This is a genomic window from Paenibacillus ilasis, from assembly GCF_043195395.1.
GTDB lineage: Bacteria > Bacillota > Bacilli > Paenibacillales > Paenibacillaceae > Paenibacillus_AQ > Paenibacillus_AQ lautus.
In genome coordinates this window covers 606129-618979 of record NZ_JBHDJG010000003.1, presented here as the reverse complement: position 1 = coordinate 618979, position 12851 = coordinate 606129, and the positions used below count along the sequence as shown (strand labels likewise).

11 protein-coding genes and 2 pseudogenes are annotated in these 12851 nt (G+C 39.0%); 11 read left to right on the top strand and 2 right to left on the bottom strand.

The window, feature by feature from the left end; all coding sequences use genetic code 11:
• Positions 1-11: 11 nt before the first annotated feature.
• The 7 genes and pseudogenes from ACETK5_RS27000 (at position 12) to ACETK5_RS26970 (ending at position 8342) form a co-directional block, all read left to right on the top strand.
• Entirely contained in the window at positions 12-2669 is a 2658-nt protein-coding gene (locus tag ACETK5_RS27000; RefSeq protein WP_394058968.1) for a sigma-70 family RNA polymerase sigma factor, read from the top strand.
• A 28-nt stretch (positions 2670-2697) separates the two neighbouring features.
• A complete protein-coding gene (locus ACETK5_RS26995; protein ID WP_394058967.1) occupies positions 2698-4449 on the top strand; it encodes an AIPR family protein in 1752 nt (583 codons plus the stop codon).
• A 69-nt stretch (positions 4450-4518) separates the two neighbouring features.
• The gene (locus tag ACETK5_RS26990) at positions 4519-5772 is read left to right on the top strand and encodes a DNA cytosine methyltransferase (protein WP_394058965.1); all 1254 of its coding nucleotides are present in this window, start codon (positions 4519-4521) and stop codon (positions 5770-5772) included.
• A gap of 1035 nt (positions 5773-6807) precedes the next feature.
• Positions 6808-6951: pseudogene (locus ACETK5_RS26985) on the top strand (DNA glycosylase AlkZ-like family protein); the annotation flags it as partial.
• Positions 6952-6988: 37 nt separating this feature from the next.
• A complete protein-coding gene (locus ACETK5_RS26980) occupies positions 6989-7225 on the top strand; it encodes a hypothetical protein (RefSeq protein WP_394059117.1) in 237 nt (78 codons plus the stop codon).
• A gap of 65 nt (positions 7226-7290) precedes the next feature.
• A pseudogene (locus ACETK5_RS26975) lies at positions 7291-7728 on the top strand (DNA glycosylase AlkZ-like family protein); the annotation flags it as partial.
• A 224-nt stretch (positions 7729-7952) separates the two neighbouring features.
• Positions 7953-8342, top strand: coding sequence for an MFS transporter (locus tag ACETK5_RS26970; RefSeq protein WP_394058963.1), 390 nt, complete (start codon positions 7953-7955; stop codon positions 8340-8342).
• A 523-nt stretch (positions 8343-8865) separates the two neighbouring features.
• On the opposite strand, the gene ACETK5_RS26965 is transcribed toward ACETK5_RS26970, so the two are convergent.
• Complete coding sequence (locus ACETK5_RS26965; RefSeq protein WP_394058961.1) at positions 8866-9588, bottom strand: phosphodiester glycosidase family protein; 723 nt, start codon at positions 9586-9588, stop codon at positions 8866-8868.
• 143 nt (positions 9589-9731) lie between these two features.
• Between ACETK5_RS26965 and ACETK5_RS26960 the strand changes: the two genes are divergently transcribed.
• The 4 genes from ACETK5_RS26960 (at position 9732) to ACETK5_RS26945 (ending at position 12123) form a co-directional block, all read left to right on the top strand.
• Positions 9732-10280: a hypothetical protein gene (locus tag ACETK5_RS26960; protein ID WP_394058959.1), complete on the top strand. Its 549-nt coding sequence runs from the start codon at positions 9732-9734 to the stop codon at positions 10278-10280.
• A 702-nt stretch (positions 10281-10982) separates the two neighbouring features.
• Positions 10983-11351: a hypothetical protein gene (locus ACETK5_RS26955; protein ID WP_394058957.1), complete on the top strand. Its 369-nt coding sequence runs from the start codon at positions 10983-10985 to the stop codon at positions 11349-11351.
• A 164-nt stretch (positions 11352-11515) separates the two neighbouring features.
• Entirely contained in the window at positions 11516-11758 is a 243-nt protein-coding gene (locus ACETK5_RS26950; RefSeq protein WP_394058955.1) for a hypothetical protein, read from the top strand.
• Between the two features lie 17 nt (positions 11759-11775).
• Entirely contained in the window at positions 11776-12123 is a 348-nt protein-coding gene (locus ACETK5_RS26945) for a DUF4181 domain-containing protein (protein WP_394058953.1), read from the top strand.
• Between the two features lie 43 nt (positions 12124-12166).
• Here the strand turns inward: ACETK5_RS26945 and ACETK5_RS26940 are convergent, their stop codons facing one another.
• Complete coding sequence (locus tag ACETK5_RS26940) at positions 12167-12679, bottom strand: hypothetical protein (protein WP_394058952.1); 513 nt, start codon at positions 12677-12679, stop codon at positions 12167-12169.
• Between the last annotated feature and the right edge of the window lie 172 nt (positions 12680-12851).

Sequence of the window (12851 nt, the reverse complement as noted above, 5' to 3'; positions counted from 1 at the left end):
GAGTTGAGGGCATGGCTGGCGATTCCCCAAAATCTGGCCCAGTTTATAGTAATTTAAGTTTTATTAAACGTGCACTGTATCAAAGTCCAACTCGTTCTCTGCCTTTTTATGATATAGTGCTTGATTTATTAAAAAACTGGAGAAGTATTGGGAGAACAGAAGCCGAACAGTTTGTTATCTACGCGCTATATGCCAAACGCTCATTCTTTGAAGAAGATTTGGAAACTGGCTTGTGGTCTGTGAAACGTCATAATGATCCTAATCTTAGTATTGTTGTGGAATTCCTAAAAAAGAAGCCTGAACCACTCTCAGTTAAGCAGTTGGCCCAAAAACTTAAGTGGAGAGATGAATCCTCTTTATTAATCGGACTGTCTTGCGATCTTAGATTCACATCAATTCAGTCAAAGGGTACGGAATATTGGATGTTATCTGACTGGATTCTAGTTAACGATCATGTTTATTCATTCTTAATTGACAATAAACAAGAGACCATTACATGGGAAGAAGCAACTTCAATAATGACAACTGATATTGGTTTTAATCCCGAGGAAGTAATCTTCGCTCCAGATATCGATGAAAGATTTTATTATCATCTTGGTCTTATTAGAATTGACTTAATTGAGGATGAAGAAGTAAAGAGCCCCCTATTGCTAGAGGATGTACCTGTTGAAATCAATGAAGAAGTAGCACGCAGTAGTTTGTTGATATGCAAGTACATTCAATCATGTGGACAAGCTTCGGCTAAGGACATCATTCACGACATCTTTAATACAAAAAGCTATGAAAAGGTCTACCCACTCTATAAACTTTCACTAGAAAAATTCTTAGGTGGTATTGGTCAAATTAGTCTAAATGAGCAAAGTAATTGGGAATATCAGGTCAGTGCATCTCTTGAATTGGGAGAGATTAATTACTGGGATTATTCTGTTTACAATTCGGTTCCAGTCATTCCGAATGCAGAACAATTAATTGCTATTGAAATAGATCAACCAAGTACTATAGGAGAGAAAAGTAGCGATATTAGCAATAAAAAAGGGAAAAACAAAACTGAGTATATTCATCACATTACTTACTACGAACGGGTTAAGGGCTATTTACTTGCACCTAAATTTTGGTCCGAAATGAATGCTGAAGATAGAGGTATTATTAGTGTTAACGTAGATGGCTACTTATATAGTTGGTTATGGAAAAGACATAATGGCAAAGTTTATTTTTATGGTAACGGAATCAAAGATTTGTTTTTTGATTTTTCGTTAGAACCAGGTCATGAACTGAAGTATTATTTCAATGATGAATCAAGTGTGGATATTTTCATTGGAGAAATCAACAAAGATATAGCTAGTGAACAAGCTAGATACTTAGATATAGGGAAACTAGTTGAAGAGAGTCAGCGAGTTAACAAATCGTTTTTCACTATTATGTGTGAGATTCTTGCTACCTACCCAGCGGGCATGCACTGGACAAATTTACTCAATAAAGTAAATGCACTAAGAATGACAACAAAGAACACCATCTATAACATATTGTCTCAAAATGAATGTTTCGTACAGGTTGATGATAATAAAAAGGGATATTGGCGAATCGATATTACTAAATTATCTAGATTTTACACTGATGAATCTGGAACCGAAATTGAAGAAGATGATGATTTGGACATACCTGACTTTGTTCAATCCACTTCTAAAGAGAAAACCGTTAGAAAAAAAAGAACTAGAAGAAAACAAATATACACTACTCAATCCTTGTGGAACGAGTTCAGTAAGTGGGCATCAAAGCAACGAGGGATTAGGTATGAAACGGCTATTAGTAAAAGTAAGAGCAAAGAAGACTTAGTTTCAATCTTATTTCCTGCTTACGCAAAGCTACTATGTAGATTTGCTTCTTCGAGAAAACGATATTACATTGAAGAAATGGATTTAGTTCAAGAAGGATTCTTTGGTTTTATAAGGGCTGTGGAACTTTATTCTCCAGATCAGGGAGTATCCTTCGGTAATTACGCGAAAAGTCATGTGCTAAGTAAAATGCTAAGAAAAATGATTGATTCTGAAACACTTATCCGTTTGCCTGTTCACATTCATGAGAAGCTTCGAAGTCTAGACCAATATATTAATGCATTTATATATGAACAAGGGAAATGGCCAGAATATAATGATTTATATAACGAATATGGTCTAGGTATAAATGAAATTATATGTTTGGATACACACCGCAAAATAGATTACATTTCATTTGAAGTTTTGTGGTCCGAAGACATTGCATGTAATATGTTAGGTTCCCTTTATAGTAGTGCAATTTTAGATGCGAAGAGTAAGCCTTTGTATCACGATGAAAAGGATATAGAAACCTTGGTTTTTGAGTTGGATTTTCTTAACAATTGTATTGAAATAGATACAGAAATATTATGGGATGCTATAATAGTAGATGATGTCGTTAACAGAAGAATTTTAAAAGATGTTGTCATAAAACAGCTATTGAACAAGCTTAACGAGAAGGAAGAACAAGTTATTCGGCTGCGGTTTGGCTTAGATGATGGTATAGAACGCACATTAGAGGCTGTTGGAGAGTACTTCAATCTTACACGAGAGCGTGTGAGACAAATCGAGAAAAAGGCCCTTGGTAAGTTGCATACAACAGCTTCTAATTTGGAATTAGATGTTTTTATACAATAATGAAAGTTTATAAGAGAGTGGGCTTGGTATGGATAAAGAATTACGATTATATGCTGAAGACTTCAAAAATTATATCGATGGTGTTGTAGCAGGGCAAGTCCAGCATAGTCATCAAAATGTGTTTACTGAGACTATGCTGGATACGCTGCAAAACTCAGGGGAAATAGGCATATATGAGGTGAATTATTTTAGACGTACCGGCATTCAGATTAATGGTTACTCCGTCAATGAAGATGGAGAAAATGTCTCTATCGATTTGTATGTATCATTACACACAAGGATCATACCACCCATAACAATCAATAAAAATGATTGGGAACCTGTACTTAAACGCGGTTTTAATTTTTTCAAGAAAAGTCTAAATGGGTTACACAATGCTTTAGTGCTGGATTCAGACTCGGAGAACTCTGATATTTGTAGTTTCTCAAAATATATTTATGATAATAAAGGTAAAATATCAAGCCTAAGATTATTCTTCCTTACAGATGGGCTTACAAAAGCCATTAAATTAGATGAAACTGACATTGAAGGTATTGAAGTGACATATCAATCATGGGATATGGAACGCCTATTTCGTCTTGCCTCTTCTGGAAGGAAGCGGGAAATCATAGAGATTGATATTGAAGAAAAGTACGGATCCAAACTGCCGTGTTTAGAGATGCCAGAATCAAATGATGATTATAATTCATATCTTACAATCATTCCTGGAACATTATTATCTCAACTCTATGAAGAGTATGGTGAGAGATTGATTGAAAGAAATGTGAGATCGTTTTTACAGTTTAGAGGAGTTAATAAAGGAATCAAAGAAACCATCATGAATGAACCTCACATGTTTTTAGCTTATAATAATGGGATTTCGGCCACAGCAGAACATGTAGTTGTCGAAAAAAATGATCAGGGATTGCCTTGTATTAAATCTTTTAAGGATTTACAAATTGTAAATGGTGGGCAAACGACAGCATCAATCTATCATACTATTAAAAAAGAGAAAGATGCTGACATTTCAAAAGTATTTGTTCAAATGAAGATCACTGAAATTAAAGATGCTGAAAAAATGGATGATGTAGTTCCAAGGATTTCTGAGTATGCAAATAGTCAAAATAAAATTCAAACGGCAGATTTTTATGCCAACGATCCTTATCATCGCAAGTTAGAGCAACTCTCAAGAACAATATGGGCACCCGCTAAAGAAGGGAAGAACCGTCAAACCAAATGGTTCTATGAACGTGCAAGAGGACAGTATCTAGGATTGAAAAATAAGGAATTAACACCGGCTCGTAAAAAAGAATTCGATGAAATATATCCGAAGTCACAATTAATTACAAAAACTGACCTTGCGAAATATATAAATTCATGGAATCAGCTTCCCCATATTGTAAGTAGAGGGGCTCAAAAGAACTTTGTTGAATTTACAAAGCTCCTTCAGACTGGAGATATAAAGGATCCAGATCAAGGGTATTTTCAAGATATCGTTTCTAAAGCAATATTATACAATGATATAACTAAGTTAGTACCGTATAAACATAGAGCAAATATTGTCACTTATACTATAGCTTGGCTCTCAAACAAAACAGAACAAGCTATAGGTTTTGAGGAGATTTGGAGAAAGCAAGAACTACCTGAATCTTTGAAGGAAACGATTATAAAAGTGATGAACGCAGCTCATAAACATATTACAAATCCTCCTACAAATCAAAACTTTGGGGAATGGGCAAAGAAGGAAGAGTGCTGGATAGCTTTTAGGGATATGGAGCTCGGGGAAATTCTTGGGATTTGAATTTCTAGTTCAGTTAATACATGACAACTACTATAATAGGACACATAGAGCAAGATAGGGGATTCGCTAATGAAGTTTATTGATTTATTTGCAGGAGCAGGAGGATTATCAGAGGGGTTCATTAGAGCTGGGTTTGAGCCCGTCGCGCATGTTGAGATGGATCACTATGCTTCTCTAACCCTAAAAACTAGAGCGGCCTATTTCCACTTGCAGAAAAACGGTCGTACAGAAATTTATCGAGATTACCTCAAAGGGAACATTACTCGAGAAGAACTGTATACTCATATTCCAGAAGATTTAAGTAAAGCTATTATAAATGCAGAGATATCAGATGAAACTATAGATGAAATATTTAGTGCAATCGACAAAAACCTAAAGAATTTTGAAAATGGTAAAGTCGACGTAATAATCGGTGGTCCACCTTGTCAGGCATATTCATTAGTTGGAAGAGCTAGGGATCCTTATGGTAAGGAGAGGGACCCTAGAAATCATTTGTATAAACAATATGTGAAGTTCTTGGAGAAATACAAACCAGACATGTTTGTATTTGAGAATGTTCCTGGTATTCTAAATGCTGCAAAAGGTACTTTGTTCGATGATATAAAAGCTATAATGAGGGAATCGGGATACGAAATAGAAGCAAAAACCTTAAACGCCTGTAAGTTTGGTGTGCTTCAACAAAGAAGAAGAGTTATTCTTATAGGTTGGAGCAAAGAAAAACCATATTGTTACCCCGAGTTTGAAGAGGTTATTCATAGTTACATCGTAAATGATTTACTAAAGGACCTTCCAAAACTAAAACCTGGTGGAGAGGCATTGGAATATATATCTGAGCCTAGCCAGTATTTATTGGATTCTAGGTTAAGGGAACCCGACGATATATTAACTCAGCATATTACTCGAATGCATAATGAGAGAGACAGAGAAATTTATAAGACAGCAATTAAACTTTGGAACAAAGAGAAAAAACGGCTTGTCTATACTGACTTGCCAGAAGAGCTTAGAACACATAATAATTTAAGCTCATTCTTAGACAGATTCAAGGTTGTAAGTGGTGATTTACCTTATTCACATACTGTAGTTGCTCATATTGCAAAAGATGGGCATTATTATATACACCCTGACAATAAGCAAATTAGATCCTTATCTGTTCGAGAGGCTGCGCGTATTCAGTCATTTCCAGACAACTTCTTCTTCGAGGGACCTCGCACTGCGGTGTTAACTCAAATCGGCAACGCAGTACCACCACTGATGGCAGAAATAATCGCGGAGAAAATTAAACAAACGTTAAATTATGAGATACCAATGCAGCTATCCTTCTAATGGATAATTGCATTTTTTTATTAAAATCACATACATACGACACCGCAATAAATGGCTTTATTTTTACTTACGAATACTGTAGATCTCCCTTTTTATTTTTATCTGTGATGAGTTGCCATACTTCATCCAGCCAGCAACAGATGTTAAGATATGCCCAGATTTCTATACTGTATTCAAATTCATCGTATTGATCGTCTGCTTCTAAACCCTTAATTATCGTTGAAACCTCATCTTGCATCTTTCTTGATGATCGCAAGTCATCAGGACCGAAGGCGCATAATAAGATCACGATCACAATTGTCGAGAATGTCTGACAGAATTGACAAAGGCATTGGAGGATTATCGAGACGATTTTTGAAAGGCATGGGTTACCAAGCAGATCATTGCTTGCATAACCCATGCCCTTTTTTCTTTATCAGGTTTTTTTCGACTACTAATTTTGATTTTGAAAATTTTACGAAACATCATGGAGCCCAGTGGTATTTTTGATGCGGAAGAAAATCACAAGAAAGATCGAGGGAAAACTTGAAAGTGGGCTATCGTATACACTATTTACAGTATGCCGCATTTCCATCTACTACGTTTTTATGCCATGAAGAATAGCCTCAGTATGGATACAATCTCATAAACAGACTAAGAGGACTAACTATGACAAGATACTAAGCGTTTGGTATTCTGACATATATGATGTCAGGATTAGAATGTTATGCTTCAAACAAATGAGCCGATAAATCGTGGAAGGAGAGGAGTGAAAAGAGCACTACGAACATTGACTTGGCGTTTGCTTGCTGTTGATCGTTATCTTTGCTTTAATAAACGTTGTAATTGTATCTGACTAAAAATAATCGCTAACTTCATTGATGAATGATTTGATTGTCATTCATTTGATCGTTTTTTAAACAGAGGAGGTATAGGAGCAATGACTACTCATTCCACCCGGAGTTTCGGTGTAGCCGAACGTCGAGCGCGATTGCGCGTCGCCACCGTTTAGCACCCGAATTCAGGGCGAAGGAAGTTGTTGACGCGGCGAGGAGCATGGTGCGTCTCCACGGGACGGACCAGCCTACCGTGTATCTCTCTGCCTGGGCGCGTGTCGATGGGATGACCGTGGAAGATATGGATCACGCCCTTTACGTTGATCGCTCTCTTATCAAGCACTTGGCGATGCGACGAACTCTATTCGCTCGCGGACGGGCGCGAGGCGACTCTGTCCGAATTGCGCGAGAAGATACCACTTCTCACCGGCTCGATAACCCATGGAGAAGGGAAGTCCTGGGGAGGGAAAGTCACGGTCGGTCCAAGAGCCCTAACCACGCTGTCCGCAGCAGGACAAATTGTGCGCGCATCCAACGACGGCTCCTGGAGCACATCCCGACACCGCTGGGCCACGATGAGCTCCTGGCTAGGTATGACATCGAACCTTGCGACGAAGCCGAGGGTAAAGCGCGGCTGATCGAACTGTGGCTGCGGATCTTCGGCCCCGGCACTGTGACCGACATCAAGTAGTGGCTCGGATCGACGCTCACCGCGGTACGCAGGGCGCTTGTCGGTCTCCATGCGGTTGAAGTCGATCTCGACGGCCAGATCGGCTACGCTCTTCCTGATGATATGGAACCGGTCGATCCCGTCGAACTGTGGGCCGCGCTCCTACCGCCGCTGGATCCTACGACCATGGGGTGGTTTGAACGCGACTGGTATCTCGGCCCGTATAAAGAGCTATTGTTCGACACCAGCGGCAACGCAGGACCCACAGCTTGGTGGGACGGGCAGATCGTGGGGAGTTGGGTCCAAAGTGACACCGGTGAGGTCATCCTTCAACTTATTAAGGATATCAGCTTAGAAGGGCTGGCCTCGCTAGAGCACGAAGCCGCACGGCTTAGCGATTGGCTCGACGGTAAACGCGTCCTGCCGAAGTTTCCCTCGCCGCTCGCAAAAATGCTCACCCAAGCCGACTAATGGATTCTACTTGATATTAGCGGGAGTTTAGATTCTCCCTTTCATACCTTACATTCTATCAATATTAAGTATTCGTCACTTATGGAGTGCCTAATATTGATGGTACGCGAAGGAATAGATTAGATGCGACAGGTAGTATTCTATTCTCAAAACTGAGCCAATTTAGGGGCGTTCTCTTTTTAATATAGATACTTTTCAAAAAAAAACGATTTTCTGAACTTGATATGTCGGTCGCCGTAAGAATACAAGGGCATCCTCGCCAGATCGCTATACTGCTTACCGTATGTTCACTCATCGGCACGTTGAACCAACTCTTGTTCACCGACCGGATCACACGACGATTCGGAGAAAAACGGATCATCGTTGCCATGCTGTTGTTATCCTCAGTATCCTTTGTATTCTTATTATTCTCAGGTCATTTCTACTATGTCATGGTAGTCACGATGTTGTTCTTTACGTTTAATAATATATTGCATCCCACGATCAATACACTGCTGTTCAGAGTGGCCGGGGATGAACAGGGGTTTGTTGCAGGGATGAATAACGCTTATACAAAAGAGTGCTTCTCCCAACGAATCCAACTAAGATACTTACAGGTAATGAAAGGGACATAATAAACATACCTATACCACCAATTGCCCCAATCAATTTAAAACTAGAACCAAAGATAACTAGCTATCACCGTGAAAATACTCGGATCTGGATTGAGCCAACATCATTGGAAGCAGCCGGCTTTACAGTTGGGGACAAGGTGTGAAGCAAACGATTACACGTATGCGATTTTGACTCGCAGCGATTCCATGGAGAACACGATTTCCAAACGTAAACGTCCTAGCTGGGCTCATCCTCGGCCATTGTACGAAGCATGTAAGAGGTGACGGCTGTTATCCATACTCGGGAACGAATTGATCTGTTGATTAGTGACGGAAGGATTGTCATTCGGCGGGAACGTATCTAGTGCTACAAGAGACTTTCCGTGCGACAATAAGCAAATCACAATAAAAATAACTGCGAAGGCCCCTCCCAAAAGAGAGGCTTTTCACAGTTTAATTTTTGGAAATATATAACAAAATTTAAAACAACCAAATTATTTAGCAACATCCTGAATTTGATAACGTTATTACTTATATGAAGAGATTAAACCCAAGTTGCGTTGACAGTCACAATGCTATAAATATTGCGACCTCCACCATTCTTAACAACAGTCTGATCAGCCTTTTTAGCTCGAAGTTGTGTTGCCGAACTACCGTCAAGCATAACAGCGCTTGAACAATTCAAGGATTTCATGACTACTCGCACATCCCACGGAGTAGCATTTAGAATATTTGCTAAAATAACTTTTTTAGTAGAACTATTGTAACCAATTGCTGCACGATCTGAATTAGCTGCTGGAGAAACGGCATTCACAGACTGACCATGTTCATTATCTACCAGCCTTTTTGTCAACGTTTTGCTATCAGTAATACTAGAATCATTGAGGTACAAGCCCAGTCCACTGATGGCCCATTTAATGTAGTTAGGACTGATACCATGTTTATTTGGTAGATCTGCGATCTGGAGCAGTTGGTATACTCCTAACTCATGAGCAGCACTTGCATTTTGCTGTAAGCAAACCATGGTTCCTCGTTGGTAAACAGCGCTACTCCCTGCTTCTCGGACGCTGTGACCAAATCGAGTACAAGCAATACCAAATACTTTTTTTAACTTATCATCAAAAAATGTCCCGTTGATTCCGAATTTAGAGCTACTACTCAATACTGCGCCACCCAAATCTTCAACATTAATCGCTTCTGGATCTGCAGCAATATAGTGAACTGTCTTTCCGCTGATTGTACTGTTGTAATATTTTGCTTGTGCCATTACTATCACTCCTTCTTTTGTTTAACTTAGAGGGTATCTGATTCGAAAATGTACCCTTCATCTTCGAATCAAACGTAAGCTATAATCATATTATATAATATAGCGTAGCGTTACGCAATATAATTTATTGGAGGGATTTCCTTATGCGTATTTTTTTTATTGCAATCCTGTGTGTTTGTTTAATCTTAACAGCATGTACGAGTAACTCTGAAAAAACAAATAGTGGCTCCAATCATGATCCAACATCACAGACTCAAGAACAAGAAAACTCTGAGGACACGAACCAAAGCAATAGTGGGCTGGTCGAGGATCCAAAAGAAGTGGATATCAATGAACTCGGCCCCTTCAAAAAGGGACTCTCACTAGATGAAATGAAATATGATGAGAAATATCAAGATATCGTTACCATATTCAAAGAGAATTTAACTGCATGGGCAGCGAAAGATAAAACTGCATTTAAAAATAGTTTTATTTCGGAGGATGTAGCGAATAGTCAACTGTTTTTACTTGAAAACGATGAAGACTTTGAATTTGTCGGCACACCTTATATAATCGACCAGTTCTCCGAAAACGGAAGAATTAACATTGTGTTCTATTACAGAACAAGCGGAGATGAAAGAGAACTTAAGATGCATACCACAACATTTGCAAAAAATAAAGATGATTCATGGAGAGTTGCGCTAATTGATTAGGGATTAGATGAAGTCTTATTGACTTAATGGGTTGAAGTGTTATTAATGGGGAAAGTTAAAAGACTGTGAATATATCATATGAATTTCTAAAAGAGCACATATAATCACGGTGTTAACGGGTAGATCAAAGGCCACTTGCAAAATACAAGTGGTATTTCGTCTTTTATATGAGTTAATGAGTAGCATTTCTCGTTTTTGTCCGTCGTGATGTTATAAGCCAAATATAGATCGGAGTGATACTACGAGTTTATGATAAATTCGATAGGCTCTGATCAGGTTTTTTTAAAACATTCATTTCGATGACGGTTTTTGCCGGCACAAATGGTGCGGGTAAGTCCGAGTTGACGAACATTTTAAACATCGGAATCCAGATGTAGTTGTCATCGATACGGAGATGAGATTGCAAGAGGATATCGTCATTTACACCAAAACAAAGCCGACTTTGCTGCCGGCCGTGAAGCTGTGAAGCGTGTTCGGGACTGTATTCAATCCGGAAAGTCTTTCTCGATCGAAACTACCTTGGGTGGGCAGAATGCAATAAGGCAAATGGAGCTTGCAAAACAAGCTGGATTTAATATCAATCTGTATTGTAGGCCTTGATAATGTGAATCTTCATATCGAGAGTGTAGCTCAACGTGTAGCCAAGGGAGGTCACCACATTCCTGAAGAAGATATTCGCCGGTGATATGTAACTTCACAGCGATGAATGAATGGAATAAAGGATTAAAGGAAGTACATAAAGAGTTACAAAATGAACAGTTTTCGCAGCAGCTGAAAGAAGTCCGGAAAAAATTATACGAGCTTGAAAATCCGATTAGGGCCCAACATGAGCTGTCGAAATTAGAGGCTCGTAAAGCAGACCTGGATAAGCGCTATGAGGCCTTAAAACCAAAATCGATGATCGATAAGATACGGCAGCCGAACAAACATGAGCTTGAGAAAGTCGTACAGCGTCAAAACTCGGTTAACCGAGATATTAAAATCATCCAGCAGCGTATTCTTGGTCCGGCCGAGATGTGTAATCAAGGCTTCAATTGCATCTACCGTTTCTCTTGTGGAGCTGCTGGATAAAGCACTGAAAGAATGTACCAAACAGGTTATGGCTGTAGGGAACAAATTATCCAAGTGCGAGATGCACCAAACAATGTCCAAGGTTCAACAACAGGACATGTATCAATTACCTAGCATGGAACGTTGGAGGTTATCCAGAGTTCTTCTTTGAGAAGGGGTGTCGTATGAAATTTGACTTTTTTAATGATACCGGTAGAGAGGTTCGGATTCACCCAGCCACTTTTGAAAGTGGGTGTGAGGTAAATGCTGAGAAGATTCAACCCTTGGAGACCGGGTCTTTTATGCTGTTGTGTATGAAAGAAGTACCCAATACAAGAAAATTAAATGGAAAATATTTCAAGTTATTTTCTGATTTTATTTGTTATAATATTAAATTAAGTGGATTTATTTGCTGTTTATTGAAATAAAATCTAGGAGGTTTGTAATGGAAGGTTTGTATGCTTTTATTTTTCTTGTGGTTATAATCGGTCAATTTATTCTTAATAAAGTTTTTGTTGACGGGGAGGAAGACGTTCGTGATACATCAGCGCATAAGCGGTATAATTTAATTTCATGGTTCTTACTCATACCTGTAATACTCGCAATATGGCTTTTGGATCGAAGCCAACCACAACCATTGCTAGCGCTTCTATTCGCACTACCTTTTTTTTATCGTGGTTATATGGAGTTGAAATATGTTAAGGAAACAAAACGATATAAAGTTTCATTTAGTTTAGCATTTGTACTTATCTTTTTCACGATCGTTTTGCTACTACTTAGGATATTGAAGTGAAAAACGGGCCGTGCTTACGGCCCGTCTTTTTGTTGTAATCATTTTAGGAAGCGCTGATCCAAGTGCCGTCATGTAATTGAAGACGACGAGGGGAAGCGCAACTTTGAATATACCGGATACTTTCGCGACCCGATGATGTAGTATAGGTATACTCCAAGAATGCGGCTTCAAATTCAATAGTTCTATATTTTGAAGAGTTGCTCGCAAACCACGACAGGTTACGAGCCAAGCCAACTGAGTTGGTGCTTCCCTGAAGACCTACTTTAAGAACTTTATCGAGAGTAAATGGGGAGGAAACGATGGCTCTAAGGATCTCGTACGTTTGCGCAGCGATTGCTGCCGCTGCCAAGGCAATTTTCCCAGTAGGACCAGGTATCTTTGAAAAATATCCAATAACAGCACTAACAGAAAGGCCGAGACCGGCAAGGTGTTGTTCTAACCTGCTTTGACCATACTTTGTTTCTGCGTGGTTAAGTAGGGCCGTGTGCATATCAACGATTTTCCCCATATCACTCAAATTCACACTAATTGTTCCTGTATATTCACGATATTCCATAATAAATTACCTCCATAATATTATTTGTTAAGTTAACAGCTGGGATATAGGCGACCGATAGACTGTATCCCTCAATCTATCAATTCGTCTAGCAGTTTCTCAACTTGGTTATATCGTATCATATAGCGTAACGTAACGCAATATAATTTTCGATATTTATTTCCAGTTTTTT

Coding starts and splice junctions, on each gene's coding strand:
- ACETK5_RS27000 (WP_394058968.1), top strand. CDS start 12: ATGGCTGGCGATTCCCCAAAATCTGGCCCAGTTTATAGTAATTTAAGT.
- ACETK5_RS26995 (WP_394058967.1), top strand. CDS start 2,698: ATGGATAAAGAATTACGATTATATGCTGAAGACTTCAAAAATTATATC.
- ACETK5_RS26990 (WP_394058965.1), top strand. CDS start 4,519: ATGAAGTTTATTGATTTATTTGCAGGAGCAGGAGGATTATCAGAGGGG.
- ACETK5_RS26970 (WP_394058963.1), top strand. CDS start 7,953: ATGTCGGTCGCCGTAAGAATACAAGGGCATCCTCGCCAGATCGCTATA.
- ACETK5_RS26965 (WP_394058961.1), bottom strand. CDS start 9,588: ATGGCACAAGCAAAATATTACAACAGTACAATCAGCGGAAAGACAGTT.
- ACETK5_RS26960 (WP_394058959.1), top strand. CDS start 9,732: ATGCGTATTTTTTTTATTGCAATCCTGTGTGTTTGTTTAATCTTAACA.
- ACETK5_RS26955 (WP_394058957.1), top strand. CDS start 10,983: ATGAATGAATGGAATAAAGGATTAAAGGAAGTACATAAAGAGTTACAA.
- ACETK5_RS26950 (WP_394058955.1), top strand. CDS start 11,516: ATGAAATTTGACTTTTTTAATGATACCGGTAGAGAGGTTCGGATTCAC.
- ACETK5_RS26945 (WP_394058953.1), top strand. CDS start 11,776: ATGGAAGGTTTGTATGCTTTTATTTTTCTTGTGGTTATAATCGGTCAA.
- ACETK5_RS26940 (WP_394058952.1), bottom strand. CDS start 12,679: ATGGAATATCGTGAATATACAGGAACAATTAGTGTGAATTTGAGTGAT.